This is a genomic window from Micrococcus sp. LASM2_SD2 (genome assembly GCF_057364565.1).
In genome coordinates, this window is sequence record NZ_JBNFOB010000024.1 from 1 (window position 1) to 16,369 (window position 16,369).

A 16,369-nucleotide genomic window follows, 5' to 3' on the forward strand; every position below is an offset into this window, starting at 1 on the left:
GCCGGGGATCAGCCCCACGGGGGACCCCAGCGGCCGCCGTCCCCGGCGGAGCACGTCCAGCCGGCCCGTGGTGGCGACCTCACCCACCGCCTCCGCCATGTTCGCGGCGGCCTGGCGGGCCTCGGCGTCCTCGGCGTGCGGGGTCGACGGCGGCACCGTGATGCGCAGGACGACCCGGGGCACCCGGGAGACCACCTCGATGTCCTTCGCGGAGACCAGGTGCGTGGCGGACAGCGCCGCCTCCGCGGTGTCCATGACCTCCTGCGGGGCATGGCCCGGGCGGAGGTCTCCGATCTGCAGTCGGCATCGATACGAGGGCATGGCACCAGGGTAGGCGTGCGGTGCCGGCCCGGGCGTCCGCCCATCGGTTCACGCGGCCCGCGAACAGGCCCGCCCAGAGGCCCTCGGTGTGCCTAGGGTGGAGGACATGACCGCCGAGAACGCCTCCCTGCCCGCCCTGTTCGAGCCGCTCGAGATCAACGGGGTGCGCCTGCGCAACCGCCTGATCCTGCCCCCGATGTGCCAGTACTCCTGCGAGGCGCGGGACGGCGTCCCCCACGGCTGGCAGTTCCAGCACCTCGCCGCGCGCGCGGCCGGCGGCTTCGGCATGGTGGTGGCCGAGGCGACCGCCGTGACCCCGGAGGGCCGCATCTCCCCGTGGGACACCGGACTGTGGAACGACGAGCAGGCCGCCGCCTGGGCTCCGATCTGCGACGAGGTGGCGACCCAGGGCGCCGTCCCCGCGATCCAGCTCGGCCACGCCGGCGCCAAGGCCTCCACAGTGCCCATGCACCCGGGCGAGCCAGCCGGCAAGCCGATCCTCGAGGGCCCCGACTCCTGGGAGACCCTCTCCCCCGCCGGCGTGCCCACCAACTCCATGCAGATCCGCACCCACGCCATGGACGTGGGCGAGATCCGCCAGACCGTGCGGGCCTTCGCCGACGCCGCCGCCCGCGCCGACCGCGCCGGCTTCGGGGCCGTGCAGCTGCATGCCGCCCACGGCTACCTCATCCACCAGTTCCTCTCCCCGCTGACCAACACCCGCGAGGACGAATACGGCGGAGACTTCGAGGGCCGCACCCGGTTCCTCAGGGAGATCGTGGCCGCCGTGCGCGAGGTGTGGCCCGCGGACAAGATCCTCGGCATCCGCATCTCCGGCTCCGACTGGGTCGAGGGAGGCTGGAGCATCGAGGAGACCGTCCGCCTGGCGCGCCAGCTGCAGGGACAGGTGCACTGGTTCGACCTGTCCTCCGCCGGCATCGGGGACACCTACGCAGGACCCAAGGGCCCGGGCTACCAGGTGCCGCTGGCGACCGCCGTGAAGGAGGGCACCGAGGGGATCGTGGTGTCCGCCGTCGGCTCGCTGACCGGCGCTCAGGAGGTCGCGGACGTGGTCGCCGAGGGCCGGGCGGACGCCGTCTGCGTCGGCCGCGCCGCCCTGGCGAACCCGAACTGGCCGACCGCCGCCGCGCTTGAGCTCGGTGTGCCCGCGGACCAGGCGCCCATGGCGCGCCAGTACTTCCGCGCCAAGTGGTGAGCTCAGCGGTGACCGGGGTGACCTCGGCCGGGACATCGACGGGCGGAACCTGAGCCGACCGGGGCGGGCGGCGAGCCGCACGGCACAGGCGGGCGGCCGTCGTCGGGACACACCTGTGCAGGACGGTTCGCCGGACGCGGACTCGACCCCCGCGAAGGTGACCGCGTCCGGTGCTTCGGGTAGAACAGTGGCATGAGCACCGTGCGCACCCCCGACCCGAATCCGGGCTGGCTGAACGAGGAGGACCTCTACGAGGCCCGCCGCCGTCTGCCCATGGTCTACGTCGAGGCCATCCCGGTGCGCGTGGACGACCTCGGGTACGTCACGGAGATCGGCCTGCTCTACGTGGCGGACTCCACCGGGCAGTTCGAGCGCACCTTCGTCTCCGGCCGCGTCATGTACCGCGAGACCGTGCGCGGCGCCCTCATGCGCCACCTGGAGAAGGACCTCGGCCCCATGGCGCTGCCGCAGCTGCCGCCGTCCATCCAGCCGTGCACTGTGGCCGAGTACTTCCCGGCCCCGTCCGAGACCGGCCTGACGGATGACCGCCAGCACGCCGTGTCCCTCGTGTACGTGGTGCCCGTGTCCGGCGAGTGCAACCCGCGCCAGGACGCCCTCGAACTGTCCTGGCTCACCCCGGAGGAGGCGCTCAGCGACGAGGTGCAGGCGGAGTTCATCGGCGGCCGCGGGAACCTGGTCCGCCAGGCGCTCGCCCACGTGGGCTGGGGGCGCTGACATGGCCACCACCGCCGGCGCTTACCTGCGCCACCTCAAGGCCCAGGACGTCAACCCGGGCGACATGTTCCTCACCCGCCGCGGCGAGCCCGCCCCGCCCGTGACGTCACTGCGCACCGTGCGGGACGACTTCGGCACCCCGGCACTGGTGGTGGCCACGCTCGAGGGTGGCCGTGAGGTGAAGATCGCCTACGGTTCCGTGATCCGCGTGCGCACCGACCGGGCGGACCAGTCCCCGCAGCTGGACACCAGCTTCTCCGCCACGGACGCGGGCACGCCGGAGGCCCGGATCGTGGGCGTGGGCCAGCGCCATCTGGACGACGTGGAGCTGACCGCCGTCTGCGCGCGCCTCTCCCACGGGCTGAACCTGCGCTCCGGCTCCCACCTCGAGGACGTGCTCGGCGTGGCCGAGCGGCTGTACCTGTTGCACGAGGACAACGAGGGCGCCCTCCAAGCGCTGGGGCTGCTGACCAACCTGCCGTGGGACGGCGCCGTCGGGCGCTGGAAGTCCATCCAGGCAGGCCTGGGGCTGGCCTCCCAGATCCTGCGCGAGGAGGGCGACCACATCACCGCCGCCAACCTCGGCAAGCGCCTGCTCGAGGCGGACGAGGTCCCCAACGAGCCGGGCCGCGCCGCCCGGGTCCTCGAGGTCCGCCAGCGGCAGCTCAACGAGCCCCAGCTGTACGACCGCGAGATCTCCCGCGCCCTCCAGACCCATGACGCCGCGGCCGAGCTGACCTGGCGCAAGGCCCGCTGGGCCACCCTGCTCTACCTGCGCGCCCGCGGCGGCTCCGAGACCCTGTCCGAGACGGACCTGCAGTCGCGGATCTCCCGTGAGGTCGGCACCGTGCGGGACCTCGCGCGGGCTGAAGAGAAGAAGAAGGGCTGAGGCCGGGCCGGCAGGATTCCCGTCATGACCACCGTCCTGCTCGCCCTGGACAAGTTCAAGGGATCCCTCACCGCCGCCGAGGCCTGCGCGGCCCTGGAACGCGGACTGCTGCACGGCCGTCCGTCCGGCGAGCACCTCGGTACGGCGCGCACCGGACTGCGCGTGCTGACAGTGCTCGTGGCCGACGGCGGCGACGGCACCGTGGACGCCGCCCTCGCCGCCGGGTTCTCCCCGCTGGAGGTGACGGTCGCCGGGCCGCTGGGCGAGCCCCACACCGCGCGGATCGCCCGGCGCGCAGACGTGGCCGTCGTCGAGCTCGCCGAGTGCTGCGGGCTGCAGCATGTGGAGGAGCCGAGCGCCGAGACCCATGCGCGTGCGAGCACCCGGGGGCTCGGGGAGGCCCTCGCCGCGCGATCGCGGACGGCGCCGGCGAGGTGGTGGTCGGCATCGGCGGCAGCGCCTCCACGGACCTGGGGCTCGGGATGCTCGCCGCCCCTCGGCGCCTCCCTGAAGGACGACGACGGCCGCCCCCCTTCCCGCGGGTGCCTGCGGTCTGCGGCAGCTCGCCTCCGCCGACCTGGCCGAGGCGCGGAAGGCCGTGCAGGAGGTCGCCCTCACCCTCGCCTCCGACGTGACCGCCCCGCTCACCGGCCCGCAGGCGCCGCCCACGTCTTCGCCGCCCAGAAGGGCGCCGACGAGGACACCCTCGAAGAGCTCGATGCGGACCTCGCCCAGGCCGGCGGGGTGCTGCTGGACGCCGCCTCGGCGGTCTGGCAACCCGTCCCGGCGCGGGCGCAGCCGGCGGCACCGGGCTGGCCCTCATGCTCCTGGGTGCGCAGACCCGCTCCGGCGCGGAGGTCCTCCTGGACATGGCGGACTTCGACCAGGCCGCGGCCGAGGCCGACGTCCTGGTCGTGGGCGAGGGCTCCCTGGACGCACAGTCGCTGCAGGGCAAGGCCCCGGCGGTCGCCGCCGAGCGGGCGAGGACGGTCTGGGCGCAGGGAGCCGGCGACTCCTCTCGCACCGATCGCACCGTGCTTGCCGTCGCCGGGCGCAGCGGCCTCTCCCCCGCCGATCTCTCCGAGGCCGGCATCGACCACGTCCTCACCCTGCGCGAGCGCGCCGCCTCGGACGAGGACAGCATCGCCCGCGCCGCGGAGCTCCTGCAGGACTTGGGCCGGGACCTGGCGCGCGAGCTGGACAGGGACCCTTCACCTACGCTGGAACCATGACCCACCCGGACCTGCACCTGCGTCCCCTCCGCGCGGACGACGCGGACGCGGCAGCCGTCCTGGCCGCGTTCACCGCGGACCTGCCCGGCATGGAGCGCCAGGGCCCGGTCCGGGACGCGGAGACCGCCCGCACCTATGTGGAGCAGCTCGTCGGCAACGCCGCCCTGCAGGCCACCGCCGTCTGCGACGCCCAGGGGCTGGCGGGGCTCGTCACCGTCCAGCGAGACGAGGCCAACCTCTCCGGCTGGGTCGCCTATTGGATGCACCCGCGACTGCGCGGCGCCGGAGCCACAGGGTGGGCGGTGGCCACCGTTGCGGACCGGGCACTCACCGACGGCGGCCTGGAGCGCCTCGAACTCGGCCACCGGCACAACAACCCGGCCTCCGGAGGCGTCGCCCGGCGCGCAGGCTTCCGGCACGAGGGCACGCAGCGCGGCCACTTCCTCATCGACGGGATCCGCCACGACGTCCACCTCTGGGGACGCCTCGCCACCGACCCTCCATCCGGGGTGGAGCCGCTGCCGTTCGTCGCCTGACGCCTGGGCCGCGACGAGGCGTGTTCTCACCGACCGGTCTCACAGGGGCGTCCTGCCGAGAGCATCAGTATCCTGACCGGGTGTCCACAGCCGCATCCCGCCCGTTCCTGCTGATCCAGACCCGCCCCGAGGACGACGCCTCGGTGGCCGAAGCCGCCTCCGTGCGCCGGCTCGGCGGGTACACCGAGCAGACGCTCACCGCGTTCCGTCTCGAGCAGCATGTGACCGAGCGCCCGGACGAGCCCGTGGACTGGGAGACGCTCCTGGCCGAGCACACCGGGGTGATCCTGCCCGGCAGCCCCTTCACCACCTCGGACCCCGAGGAGTCCAAGTCCGATCTGCAGCACCGTGTGGAGCGGGAGCTGGTCCGGATGCTCGAGGTCCTGCGCCGGGACGAGGTCCCCTTCCTGGGCTGCTGCTACGGCGTCGGCACGCTCGGCAAGCACGCCGGCGGCACCGTGGACACCACCTACAGCGAGAAGCCCGGCCCCATTACCGTCACCCTGACCGACGACGGCGCCGCCGACCGGATGCTCGAGGGCCTGCCGCGGGAGTTCGTCGCCTACGTCGGCCACAAGGAGGGTCTCACCGTTGCCCCCGAGGGCGCGGTGATCCTGGCGACCGGTCAGAAGTGCCCCACCCAGATGTTCCGACTGGGCCGGCACCAGTACGCCACCCAGTTCCACCCGGAGCTGGACCAGGACGGGCTGCTCGAGCGCCTGCGCATCTACGCCCACCACGGCTACATGGAGGAGCACGAGGCCGAGGACGTCTTCGCCCGCATCCGTGCCCAGCAGGCGCCGCTGCCGCCGCGGATCCTGGAGAACTTCCGCCGCATCTACGGCTGAGGGGCCCGGGCCGCCCGGCCCGGCCTCATGGAGTGGGCGAGAGGACCAGCGTCAGTCCTCCGGTCGCCCGCAGGGCGCCGAAGAGGTCGACGCACGGGACGCCGACTGCCTGGCAGGCATCGGGGATCATGACCCGCTTCTTGGACTCGGGCCGCGACTGTTCTGACGTCACCACTGTGTGGCTGCCGCCGTACGCCTGGGCGATCAAGAAGAGGTCGCCGGTGCCTGCGAGGAACTCCTGCTTGGCGGCGGCCGTGTACTGTGCCTGGCCGTGGACCCAGGCGGCCAGCTGGGCGATGCTCCCCGGCACGGCCGCTCCGGGCTGGACGAAGAAGGACGGGCGTGCGGACGCCCAGTCTGCGAGTTCATCGTGTCCGCGCTTGAGTTCCTGTCCGACAGCCTCCACGCTGGCCAGCAGGCCCGCGGCATGGCCACGATCGAGCCAGTCCCAGAACCCCGGCGCGAAGTCGAACGCGTAGTACGTGTTCTTCGCCTGAATCAACGTGTCAGCGTCCAGCAACAACATCACGCGACCCCTGCCTGCCGACCCATCTCATGCAGCACCTCGATCTTGTGCGTGCCCAGCAGCCGCATCGCCTCGCGGTAGCTGGTGTGGCCCTCGCGGGTGCTCCGCAGCACCGCGCGAATGAGCGGCTTCCCCAGTCGTACGGTCGCGGTCCGGTAGTAGTCGCCCCTGCTCTCGCGTCGCCGACGTGGCGTGCGCCCCGGCGCATCGGCGTCCTGCTCCTCGAAGTGCCTGGAGACGACTTCCTCGCTCACCAGCCCCGCCACACGCAGGCGAAGGTAGATGACGCTGCGGCTGACGCAATACCTCGCTGCGAGGTCCTCCACCAGCTCCGCCAGCGGCACGCCGGCAGAGTCTCGGCGAGCACGTCGGACCTCGTCCAACGGCGCCAGGGCCGCGGACGCCACGCGGTTGCACCAGGCTTCTTCCCCCGTCCCGCCCCGCAGGCGGCTGCCGGAGACGGCGCTGTGGCCCAGAACGATGTGCGCCGTCTCATGGAGGAGCGTGAAGTGCTGGGCCACCGGCGCATCGGTGCCGTTCACGAAGATGAGGGGGGCAACGGGGTCGCTGAGCGCGAAACCACGGAAGTCCTGCGGATCGAGCGCACGACTGGTGTTGCCGCCGACGATGCCGCTGATCATGACCAGCAGGCCGAGGCCTTCGAGTCTCGCCACGAGGCGCCGACGGAACGACTCGGCACCAGCCTTGTTCTGCACCGGCTGGATGGCCAGCTCATAGCGGAGACGAGCCCCGACCGTCTCCGGGTCATCGTCCACCGTGGCGGAGCCGACGAGGGCCACAGGCTCCTCCCCCTGACGCAGTGCCTCGTCCCGGTACCATTCCTGACGAAGCTGACACTCATGCACCACGTCCAGCAGATCGGGCGACGGCTCGGAGACCCCCGCTCCCCCGACCGTCCTCAGGTCCGGGATCGGGAGGTCCATCCTGGGCGGCTCCGGCAGGAAGAGGGCGCCGAACGGCGTGTGCGTCTTCTGCGCGAACTCCTCCAGCTGCTTGAGCGTCGGCTGCCGGGTTCCTGTGAGCCAGTCATGGAAGCGGGGGAAGTGCTTCTCGGCGAGGGCGTCATCCCACCCGGCACGCTCGGCCGCCCACGACAGCACATCGGGTGCCGCCGCCACTCTCACAGTCATGGAATCAGCACCTCCCCGCGCCTCATCGTTCCGAGCCATGGTAGGTGGTCCCCCGGACGTGCTGAGAGTGTCGGGCGCCCTCCCTCGCCGGGCCGGACTCTAGAGTGACAGCGAAGACACCGCTCCGGAGGAGGGACACCCCGTGGATCGTGACGCCGTGAACGCGCTGGCCGAGGAGTACAGCAGGGGCATCGGGCAGGCGCTCTCGATGGGGGTGGCGGCCGAGCCGGAAGCGCAGCTGACCGTGCCCTTCGCGGCCTTCCTCAGCCGCTTCGCCCAGGAGGTCGGACTGGGCCGGCTCGACCTCCTTCGGGAAGCCCAGCTGGACGGCGTCCGGCCGGATTTCGCGGCGGCCCTGGACGGACGCCCCTGCGGGTGGATCGAGCTCAAGGCGCCGGGCCACACGGTGGTCGGCGAAAGGTGGCGTGGGCGCGAGAAGTCGCAGTGGGCTCTCCTGTCCCAGCTCGACGCCCTGCTCGTCTCCAACGGAGAGCTCCTGGCGTTGTACGTGGCCGGGGCCCCCGTCGAGACGTGCGCGCTCCCGGTCGACGGCGCCACGGGCTGGGATGCGGACCGGCTGCGGCGGGTGCTGGAGCAGTTCACGCTGGCGCAGCCTCGCCCGATCACCCGGGTGAGCCAGCTGGCCGACCGCCTTGCCCCGCTGGCCCGCTTCCTGCGGGAGCGGCTCGCGGAGGGACTGGAGCATTCGTACGCCTCCGTGGTGGAGGCGAAGGCCGCGTGGGATCACACCATGCAGCACACGACGACGCCCGAGGAGTTCTCGGGGGACGTCGCCCAGGTGGTGGCCTATTCCATGGCGATCGCCGGGCTGTCGGGGCAGGCCGACCGCAACGCGGACGGCGTCGTCTCCCTGGAGGAGGCGAAGCACGCGCTAGAGACCGCGCACCGCAACGTGCTCGCCGCCTCGCTGGGCCCGATCCTCGGCATCCCCGCGCTGATGCAGCACATCGCTCCCGAGGTCGGGGCCATCACCCGCCTGGTCGCAGGCATGGACGTCGCGGCGATCGAGCGGTCCACGGACTCGCGCGGCGAGCCGTGGCTGTGGTTCTACGAGGACTTCCTCCAGCGCTACGACCCCGAGGCGCGCAGCCGTGCCGGCGTCTACTACACGCCGATCAGCGTGGTGGAGTGCCAGGTCCGCGTGGTGGACGCCCTGCTGCGAGAGCGGTTCGGGCAGAACCTCGGCTTCGGCGCTCCCTCCGTGGTCACCCTGGACCCGGCCACCGGGTCCGGCACCTACCCGCTGGCGATCATCGACCGGGCGGAATCCGTGGCGCGCGAGGAGCGCGGCGATGCCGGTGCGAAGCAGGTGGCCAAGAACCTCACCAAGAACCTGCTGGCCTTCGAGCTGCTGCCCGGGCCGTACTCGGTGGCGCACCTGCGCATCGGCCAGCGCCTGGCGGAGGCCCAGGGGCATGCCTTCCAGGCCGAGGAGATCGGCGTGTATCTGACCGACACCCTGGAGGACCCGTCTGCGGGCATGCCCGAGGGGCTCTTCGGCGACGCACGGGTGCTGGCGGAGGCTGCCGAGTCGGCCCGACGCGTCAAGCGCGATCAGCAGATCACGGTGGCGATCGGCAACCCGCCCTACGACCGCGTCACCTCCGGCACGGGCGGCTGGGTAGAACAGGGCAGCGGCTCCGGGGACGCGTTGTTCGACGACGTCATCAAGCCGGCCCAGGACTCCGGCGTGATCTTCTCCGCACAGGCGTCCCTGTACAACCTGTACGTGTATTTCTGGCGCTGGGCGATCTGGAAGGCGTTCCAGCAGGACCCCAAAGACCACGCGGTCATCTCCTTCATCACGGCCTCGTCCTGGCTGACGGGTCCGGCCTTCGTGGGCCTGCGGCGGCTGGCCCAGGCCACGGCGAGTGAGATCTGGGTGATGGACCTCGGCGGCGAGGGGCGGGGAGCCCGCAAGGAGGAGAACGTCTTCGACATCCAGTCGCCCGTGGCGATCGTGACCCTGGTGCGGACGGGCAAGGCGTCCCGCGAGGCGACGGTCTACTACCGGCGCTTCCGGGGCTCCCGGGCGGAGAAGTTCGCGGCGCTCGACCGGATCCATCGCCTGGACGCGGCCGACGGCTGGGAGCAGATCGCCGCACCGGGCGGCGCTCCGTTCGTGCCGGCGAGCGGCGGGGAGGACTGGACCGCCATGCCCCTGCTGGCGGACCTGTTCCCCTGGCAGCAGCCGGGGATCAAGTTCAACCGCGCCTGGCCCGTGGCGCCGGACCCGCAGACCCTGCGCCGGCGCTGGCGGGTGCTCCTTGCCGACGACGACGCCGACGCCCGGTTGGAACGATTCGTTCCGGGCAGTTCCGGGCGGACCATCCACACCTCCGTGGCCGGGCTGCCGACTCTGGCGAGCCTGCCCGTCGATGCCGACCCTGAACCCGTGGTCCGGCTAGCGTGGCGGTCCTTCGACCGCCAGTGGACCTTCGATGACCCTCGCCTGATCAATCTCGAGCGTCCGGCTCTGTGGCAGGCGCTGTCCGACCGCCAGCTGTTCCTCGTCTCCCCCAAGACCGCGCGGATCAGCGGTGGCCCCGCGGTGACGGTCGCCACGGCAGTTCCGGACCTGCACCACTACAACAATCGCGGGGGGAAGGACGTCATTCCGCTGTTCCGCGACGCGGAGGCCACGGAGCCGAACGTCACCGCGGGTCTGCTCGAGCTGCTTGCGGATCGCCACGGGCACGAAGTGACGCCCGAGGACCTGGCCGCCTATGTGGGGACCGTGGCCGCTCACGACGGCTACGCGCAGACCTTCGACGAGGCGCTGGAGACGAGCCCGGTGCGGATCCCCCTCACCGCGGATGCGTCACTGTGGGATGCCGCCGTCGCCCTCGGCGAGCGTCTGCTGTGGCTGCAGACCTACGGAGAGCGCTTCACGTCCGCCGACCGGCCCCGCGGGCGGGTCCCCCGCGTCCCCGGGCTCGGCTGGTCCGAGGCGGTCACGCAGATCCCTGCGGACACGGCCTCCCTCTCCTATGACGCCGCTTCCCGCGAACTGCGCGTGGGAGACGGCGTCGTCACCGGCGTATCACCCGAGGTGCGCGCGTTCTCCGTCTCCGGCATGAACATCGTGGACAAGTGGCTCGGTGCCCGGACGGCCAAGGGCATCGGCAGAGCGGCAGGCAAGGCCGCAATGCCCCTGGACCGCATCCGTCCCACAGAATGGGCGGACGAGTGGAACGACGAGCTGCTGGACCTCCTCCGCGTACTGACGGAGACGGTGGCGCTCGGCAACCAGCAGGCCGAGCTGCTCGCTGCGATCCTGGCCGGCGAGCTCATCACCGCCGCCGACCTTCCCGTCCCGACCGCAGCCGAGCGCAAGGTGCCCAAGACCATCAAGCGCGGGGTGTCTCCCCACCAGGAAGGACTCCTGTGATGGACGCCCTGGGCTGGACCACTCTCGCGATCTCCCTGCTCGCCCTCGTGGCCGCAGGCTGGTCGGCGTTCGAGTCCTGGCGCCTGGGACGGGTGGAGCGACAGCGAGACCAGCGCCAGGAGGACCGCGAGCGGCAGGAGCAAGCGCGACAGGTGGCCGCCTGGATGTGCGTCGTGGCCGAGCGTGAGCACAACCTCGCAGCGACGATGCGTCGGCGGTGGTTTCTGGCCATCGAGAACTCGTCTCAGGTCCCCGTCTATGACGGACACGCGACGATCACCTCGAAATACCCCGTGCCTGCTCTCGAAGCGGCCATGTTCCCGCCCGGACGGACGTACTTCGAGCTCGGAAGGAACGAGTGGGGTTACGGCGTCCAATCCGATGAACTGGCCATCGTGCCACGGCCCCTGACCAACGCCGAGCGCTTCCGGGTCACGTTGCTGGCCTTCACCGATGCTGCCGGGACCCGCTGGACACGCGACGAGCAGGGGCGCCTCGCGGAAGGGCCGGCTGCAGCGGACAAGGGGGCCATGTCCACCGGGACATGACGGCACCCCCGCAAGACCTCAGCCCGGGAACGACGCCTCGGCCCGCTCCCGGCACGCGCAGCGTGGGCGCGTCCTCGGTGAGGTCTCCAGCGGTGCCCGTCAGAAGCAGGTGCTGAGCCCCGGCCGACGCTGAGCGGCCTCGCCGCCATTCTGCCCGGCGGTGATGTCGCTGGAGGTCGGTCGGCTCAATGCGCCCCCTCACACCCAGCCGCGGCGGGAGGCCTCCGCGCCCAGCTGGAAGCGGCTCTCCGCCCCCACCGTCCGGGACAGGTCCGCCAGCCGCCGCTGCACGGTCCTCCGGGACAGGCCGATGTGCCGCGCCATGGCCTCGTCCGTCATGCCCACGCTCAGCAGCGCGAGCAGTCGGCGGTCCTCCTCGTCCAGCTCGGAGGCGTCCTCGCCCACCGGCACCGCCAGGTCCCACTGCTGCTCGAACAGCCGGATCAGCGCGCCCACCAGCAGGGAGCCCCGCACCAGCAGCCCCTCGCCGCCGGACGGCACGTCCGCGTCGGCACCCACCGCCATCCCGTCCGGCGGCAGGGCGATCAGGGCCGCGAGGTCGTCGATCACGATCATCTTGAACGGCAGCCGCGGCAGCACGCGGGACTGCTCCCCGGGTGAGGCCCCGATGTCCGGGCGGCCCTCCACGTCCCGACGCATCGACTCGCCCTCGTAGATCACCCGCCACGCCACGCCCCGGCCGCTAGACCGGTCCTGCGCGTCGTCCGGCAGCGGCCCCGCACTGAAGTATGGCCCTCGGTCCAGCCCCCGCACCACGCGCTGGGCCTCCCCCGCCAGGGCCACCGCCGCCCGGGTCACCTCGGCCGCACCTACCAGCACCTGCAGCGATTCGGCGGTCGCCCCGGGCCGGTCCCGGTACTCGGACACGAGCGACTCGGCGGCCGCCCGCAGCCGGTCCACCTCACGCTGCCGCCGGCCCGCCTCCGCCTGGATCGGGTTCCGCGGCGAGAGCGGATGCACGCGTCCCTCCCTGACCCGGACGAGGCCGGCGTCGATCAGGCGGACGAGCGTGCCGTCGTCGTGCTCCTCCACCGGCACGGACGACTCGGCGAGCAGGCGCCGATAGGCGACCACGTCCCACGTCTGAAGGCCCAGCGCGGACAGGTCCGGGACGGCGCCCTCCGGCTGCTGCGGCACTGCCATGTCCGTCTCTCCCCTCGTCCTCGCCGGCGGCCTGGCGCATCCAGGCCATGGCGCGATCACGCCACTGAGAATCCTATGTGGTCGCGGTCACGGTCTGCTGAAGTGGATGTCACATCCGGCCGTCGACGTGTCATCCGACGGCCCCGGATGGCAGCTCCTGTCACCACTCGACGAAGGAATCCCCATGTCCCATCCCATGCCTCGCCGCCGCAGGGTGCTCGGCGTGACCACGGCGGTCGCGCTCGCACTCTCCGGCGCCACCGCGGCGATCGCCACCCAGCAGGGCGAGACCGCCACCGCCTCGGCGGAGCAGTCCCTCGCGAACATCTCCGGCCAGGCCGCCCACCTCGCCGGAAGGCGCACCGCTCCGGAGAAGTTTGAGGACGGCGGCTACGTCGTGCTGCTGATGGACGAGCCGGCCGCCACCTACGCCGGAGACACCCCCGGCTACGCGGCCACAAAGCCCGGTAAGGGCCTGGGACGCAGCAGCGACAGGTTCAACCCGAACTCCGCCGCCGCCAAGAAGTACGCCCGCCACCTCGGCGCCGAGCAGGACAAGGCCATCCAGCGCGCCGGCCTGGACCGCGGCAAGGTCCACACGCGGTACACCACCGCCGTCAACGGCTTCGCCGGCACCTTCACCGCCGAGGAGGCCGCCGCCCTGGCCGCGGACCCCTCGGTGCTCGCGGTGGTGCCGGACGAGATCCGCCAGCTGGACACCGTGTCCTCCCCCGACTTCCTGGGCCTGACCGGCAAGAAGGGCGTCTGGGAGGACCTGGTGGGCAAGAAGTCCGACCCCTCCGCCGCCGGCCGCGGCGTGGTGGTGGGCGTGGTGGACTCCGGCATCCGCCCGGAGAACCCCTCCTTCGCCGACGACGGCCACCCGGCCGCCCCGGCCGACTGGGCCGGCTCCTGCGAGACCGGGGACGAGGAGGGCTTCCCCGCGGACAGCTGCAACGACAAGCTGATCGGTGCGAAGTACTTCATCAACGGCTTCGGCGCGGCCCGCCTGGCCGAGTACGAGTCCCTGTCCCCGCTGGACGCGGGCGGCCACGGCACCCACACCGCCTCCACCGCCGCCGGCAACCACGGCGTGACCGCCACGGTGGACGGCATCGAGCGCGGCGAGATCTCCGGCATGGCCCCGGGCGCCCACGTGGCCGCCTACAAGGCCTGCTGGGAGGGCGTCGCGTCCTCCGGCTGCGCCACCGCGGACACCGTGGCCGCGATCGACGCCGCCGTCGCCGACGGCGTGGACGTCATCAACTACTCCATCTCCGGCTCCCGCACCGACGTCCTGGACCCGGTGGAGCTGGCCTTCCTGAACGCCGCCTCCGCCGGCGTGTTCGTGGCCGCCTCCTCCGGCAACTCGGGCCCCACCCCCTCGACGACGGCCCACGCCTCCCCGTGGATCACCACCGTGGCGGCCTCCACCCACGCGGTGTACGAGCACACCCTCGTGACCGGGGACGGCGAGCGCTACATCGGCGCCTCGATCACTCGCCCGCTGGAGGAGGAGACCCCGATGGCGTACGCCCGGGAGCTCGCCGCCGAGGGTGCCGACCCGGCGAAGGCCGCGCTGTGCATGGACGGCGCGCTGGACCCCGCCCTCACCGAGGGCAAGCTCGTGGTCTGCGACCGCGGCGAGATCGGGCGTGCCGCGAAGTCGTTCATCGTGGAGGAGGCCGGCGGCGTGGGCATGGTCCTCGTCAACACCTCTGAGGCCGAGGGCCTGAACGCCGACGTCCACGCGCTGCCCGCCGTGCACCTGCCCGCCTCCGAGCGGGAGGCCGTGGTGTCCTACGCCTCCTCGGAGGGGGCCACCGGCCGCATCCTGGGCACCAACGAGGGGTCCACCACCGAGACCCCGCTGGTGGCGTCCTTCTCCTCGCGCGGCCCGTCCCTGGCCGTGGACTCCGACCTGCTCAAGCCGGACATCTCCGCCCCGGGCGTGGACGTGTTGGCCGCGTACTCCCCCACCCAGGGCGGTGAGGAGTTCGCGTACTCCTCCGGCACCTCGATGTCCTCGCCGCACATCGCGGGCCTGGCCGCGCTCGTGAAGCAGGGCCGCCCGGAGTTCGGTCCCATGGAGATCAAGTCCGCCATGATGACCACGGCGCGCGACCACGCGGAGGAGACCTCCCCGTTCGCCGAGGGCGCCGGCTTCGTGGACCCGACCCGCATGCTGGACCCGGGCCTGGTCTTCTCCTCCGACCGTGAGGACTGGTTCGACTTCCTGGGCGGCCAGGGCGTCGTGTACTCGGACACCGGCAACCCGGTCTCGGAGAACCCGATCGACGCGTCCGACCTGAACGTGCCCTCGCTGGCGATCGGCGACCTGTACGGCTCGCAGACCGTGACCCGTTCGCTGACGAACGTCGCCCGGGGCAACGGTCCGTGGACCGCCCACGTGGAGGGCCTGGAGGGCCTGGACGTGCAGGTCTCCCCGCAGCGCATCCAGCCCAAGCGCGGCCAGTCCCAGGACGTGGACATCACCGTGACCGCAGCCGGCGCTCCGGCCGGCGAGTTCGCCACCGGCCACATCGTCTGGACCGGCCCGGGCAAGCAGACCGTCCGCATCCCGGTCGCGGTGCGTCCGGGCATCGCCGACGCGCCGGAGGTCATCGAGGTCGAGCGCGACGCGGACAGCCTCGAGCTGCCGGTGAGGGTCGGCGTCGAGGGCATCCTCGAGACCCGCGTGCGCGGCCTGGTCCCGGCCGAGGAGTCCACGGGCGAGGCCCCGGAGCAGATGTTCTTCGACGCCTCCGACGAGCGCCTGACCGGTCACGACTTCGACTACCCGCGCGGCTACCCGAACGTGCGGATCGAGGCCGAGACCGTGGGCGATGTGGAGGCCGACCTGGACATCTACGTCACAAGCTCCTGGGCCGGCTACCCGGTGGCCCGCTCCGTGGGCCGCGGCACCGGCGCCGAGGTCTACGAGGGCCCGATCTACTCCTCCGCCCCGGAGCACACCATCTACGTGGTGGCCAAGGGCACGACCGACACGACCGTGCCCTACACCCTGCGCGTGTCCTTCCCGACCGACGAGGACACCGGCGTCCTGACCTTCGACCCGGCCTCGGCGCAGGTCACCCCCGGTGAGACCCACGTGTTCCAGGGCGTCCTGGACACGGACGGCACCAGCACCTACACCGGTGCCGTCGACATCCTTCACGAGGGCGAGGTCGTCGACGCGACCACGATCCGCGTGAAGTGATCGCCGCCGGCGGCCTCCCCTCACCGCCGCACCGGTGATCGCACGAAGGCGCCCGTCCTGCTCGGCAGGACGGGCGCCTTCTCCTGTGCGTCACGGGGCCGGGGCTTCGTCGCCGCGGTGCGGGTGTGCCGGTCAGCCTCCGTTGGTGGCGGCCCCGATGATCCAGAACAGGACGGTGGCGACGATCGCGAAGACCTGCTCGTTCCGGCTGCCCCGGACCCTGCGTCCCACGCTGTCCGTCTGCCCGTGGGCGAGGGTGATGATCACGTCGATCAGGTACCAGATGCCCAGGCCGCCGAGGGTGAAGAGCTTGACCAGGCCGGTGCCGATCTTGCCCAGGTAGAAGCGGTCGACGCCGAGGATCCCGAGGAACAGGGACAGCAGCCACGTGGCGACGAAGGACTTCGGCGAGGGGTACTGCTGCGGGGCCAGCCCTGGATGCCAGGGCTGCATGCCCCGGCGCCGGGTGGCCTTCGGGCGGGACCTGCCCGTACTGGGCGTGGTGTCCGTGCTGACCGTAGGGGCCCTGCGCCGGGGCGCGGCCTGCCACGGCTGCTGCGGCTCGCCGTGG

Annotated in this window: 15 protein-coding genes; 10 read left to right on the forward strand and 5 right to left on the reverse strand. The window is 72.3% G+C overall.

Annotation, left to right across the window (positions count from 1 at the left end; translation table 11 throughout):
- Positions 1–321 (reverse strand): hypothetical protein (locus AC2W7A_RS02745; RefSeq protein ID WP_485989998.1); only part of this gene is annotated, 321 nt, incomplete at its 3' end.
- 106 nt (positions 322–427) lie between these two features.
- Here AC2W7A_RS02745 and AC2W7A_RS02750 point away from each other — a divergent pair.
- The 7 genes from AC2W7A_RS02750 to AC2W7A_RS02780 all read left to right on the forward strand — a co-directional run bounded on the left by AC2W7A_RS02750 (position 428) and on the right by AC2W7A_RS02780 (position 5,777).
- Positions 428–1,537 (forward strand): oxidoreductase, encoded by a 1,110-nt coding sequence (locus AC2W7A_RS02750; RefSeq protein WP_485989999.1) that lies wholly within the window; start codon positions 428–430, stop codon positions 1,535–1,537.
- Between the two features lie 192 nt (positions 1,538–1,729).
- Positions 1,730–2,272, forward strand: a complete 543-nt coding sequence (locus tag AC2W7A_RS02755) for an NUDIX hydrolase family protein (RefSeq protein WP_485990000.1) — start codon at positions 1,730–1,732, stop codon at positions 2,270–2,272.
- A gap of 1 nt (position 2,273) precedes the next feature.
- On the forward strand, positions 2,274–3,161 hold the full coding sequence (locus tag AC2W7A_RS02760; protein WP_485990001.1) for a DUF6707 family protein: 888 nt from the start codon (positions 2,274–2,276) through the stop codon (positions 3,159–3,161).
- A gap of 437 nt (positions 3,162–3,598) precedes the next feature.
- Positions 3,599–3,796 carry a hypothetical protein gene (locus AC2W7A_RS02765; RefSeq protein ID WP_485990013.1) on the forward strand — a complete coding sequence of 66 codons (198 nt, stop codon included), beginning with the start codon at positions 3,599–3,601 and terminating at the stop codon, positions 3,794–3,796.
- A gap of 186 nt (positions 3,797–3,982) precedes the next feature.
- The gene (locus AC2W7A_RS02770; protein WP_485990002.1) at positions 3,983–4,393 is read left to right on the forward strand and encodes a glycerate kinase; all 411 of its coding nucleotides are present in this window, start codon (positions 3,983–3,985) and stop codon (positions 4,391–4,393) included.
- Positions 4,390–4,929, forward strand: coding sequence for a GNAT family N-acetyltransferase (locus AC2W7A_RS02775; RefSeq protein ID WP_485990003.1), 540 nt, complete (start codon positions 4,390–4,392; stop codon positions 4,927–4,929). Before AC2W7A_RS02770 ends, AC2W7A_RS02775 begins: the two co-directional genes overlap by 4 nt.
- Positions 4,930–5,009: 80 nt before the next feature.
- Complete coding sequence (locus AC2W7A_RS02780) at positions 5,010–5,777, forward strand: glutamine amidotransferase (RefSeq protein ID WP_485990004.1); 768 nt, start codon at positions 5,010–5,012, stop codon at positions 5,775–5,777.
- A gap of 25 nt (positions 5,778–5,802) precedes the next feature.
- Here the strand turns inward: AC2W7A_RS02780 and AC2W7A_RS02785 are convergent, their stop codons facing one another.
- A complete protein-coding gene (locus AC2W7A_RS02785) occupies positions 5,803–6,303 on the reverse strand; it encodes a DUF4411 family protein (protein ID WP_485990005.1) in 501 nt (166 codons plus the stop codon).
- The gene (locus AC2W7A_RS02790; RefSeq protein WP_485990006.1) at positions 6,303–7,454 is read right to left on the reverse strand and encodes an ImmA/IrrE family metallo-endopeptidase; all 1,152 of its coding nucleotides are present in this window, start codon (positions 7,452–7,454) and stop codon (positions 6,303–6,305) included. Before AC2W7A_RS02790 ends, AC2W7A_RS02785 begins: the two co-directional genes overlap by 1 nt.
- 142 nt (positions 7,455–7,596) lie before the next feature.
- On the opposite strand from AC2W7A_RS02790, the gene AC2W7A_RS02795 reads away from it, so the two are divergent.
- Both AC2W7A_RS02795 and AC2W7A_RS02800 read left to right on the forward strand, forming a co-directional pair.
- Positions 7,597–10,866, forward strand: coding sequence for a type ISP restriction/modification enzyme (locus AC2W7A_RS02795; RefSeq protein ID WP_485990007.1), 3,270 nt, complete (start codon positions 7,597–7,599; stop codon positions 10,864–10,866).
- Complete coding sequence (locus tag AC2W7A_RS02800) at positions 10,866–11,414, forward strand: hypothetical protein (RefSeq protein WP_485990008.1); 549 nt, start codon at positions 10,866–10,868, stop codon at positions 11,412–11,414. The genes AC2W7A_RS02795 and AC2W7A_RS02800 overlap by 1 nt, the downstream gene beginning before the upstream one ends.
- Positions 11,415–11,612: 198 nt before the next feature.
- Here the strand turns inward: AC2W7A_RS02800 and AC2W7A_RS02805 are convergent, their stop codons facing one another.
- Positions 11,613–12,578 carry a helix-turn-helix transcriptional regulator gene (locus AC2W7A_RS02805; protein ID WP_485990009.1) on the reverse strand — a complete coding sequence of 322 codons (966 nt, stop codon included), beginning with the start codon at positions 12,576–12,578 and terminating at the stop codon, positions 11,613–11,615.
- 184 nt (positions 12,579–12,762) lie between these two features.
- Here AC2W7A_RS02805 and AC2W7A_RS02810 point away from each other — a divergent pair, with 184 nt between their 5' ends.
- Positions 12,763–15,798, forward strand: a complete 3,036-nt coding sequence (locus tag AC2W7A_RS02810) for a S8 family serine peptidase (RefSeq protein ID WP_485990010.1) — start codon at positions 12,763–12,765, stop codon at positions 15,796–15,798.
- Positions 15,799–15,930: 132 nt separating this feature from the next.
- Here AC2W7A_RS02810 and AC2W7A_RS02815 read toward each other — a convergent pair whose 3' ends face one another.
- Complete coding sequence (locus AC2W7A_RS02815; RefSeq protein WP_485990011.1) at positions 15,931–16,251, reverse strand: TM2 domain-containing protein; 321 nt, start codon at positions 16,249–16,251, stop codon at positions 15,931–15,933.
- Positions 16,252–16,369 lie beyond the last annotated feature (118 nt).

Excerpts from the sequence above, each read along its gene's own strand:
- AC2W7A_RS02785 (WP_485990005.1), bottom strand. The coding sequence starts at position 6,303 with ATGTTGTTGCTGGACGCTGACACGTTGATTCAGGCGAAGAACACGTAC.
- AC2W7A_RS02760 (WP_485990001.1), top strand. The coding sequence starts at position 2,274 with ATGGCCACCACCGCCGGCGCTTACCTGCGCCACCTCAAGGCCCAGGAC.
- AC2W7A_RS02810 (WP_485990010.1), top strand. The coding sequence starts at position 12,763 with ATGTCCCATCCCATGCCTCGCCGCCGCAGGGTGCTCGGCGTGACCACG.
- AC2W7A_RS02755 (WP_485990000.1), top strand. The coding sequence starts at position 1,730 with ATGAGCACCGTGCGCACCCCCGACCCGAATCCGGGCTGGCTGAACGAG.
- AC2W7A_RS02800 (WP_485990008.1), top strand. The coding sequence starts at position 10,866 with ATGGACGCCCTGGGCTGGACCACTCTCGCGATCTCCCTGCTCGCCCTC.
- AC2W7A_RS02790 (WP_485990006.1), bottom strand. The coding sequence starts at position 7,454 with ATGACTGTGAGAGTGGCGGCGGCACCCGATGTGCTGTCGTGGGCGGCC.
- AC2W7A_RS02815 (WP_485990011.1), bottom strand. The coding sequence starts at position 16,251 with ATGCAGCCCTGGCATCCAGGGCTGGCCCCGCAGCAGTACCCCTCGCCG.
- AC2W7A_RS02805 (WP_485990009.1), bottom strand. The coding sequence starts at position 12,578 with ATGGCAGTGCCGCAGCAGCCGGAGGGCGCCGTCCCGGACCTGTCCGCG.
- AC2W7A_RS02775 (WP_485990003.1), top strand. The coding sequence starts at position 4,390 with ATGACCCACCCGGACCTGCACCTGCGTCCCCTCCGCGCGGACGACGCG.
- AC2W7A_RS02770 (WP_485990002.1), top strand. The coding sequence starts at position 3,983 with ATGCTCCTGGGTGCGCAGACCCGCTCCGGCGCGGAGGTCCTCCTGGAC.
- AC2W7A_RS02750 (WP_485989999.1), top strand. The coding sequence starts at position 428 with ATGACCGCCGAGAACGCCTCCCTGCCCGCCCTGTTCGAGCCGCTCGAG.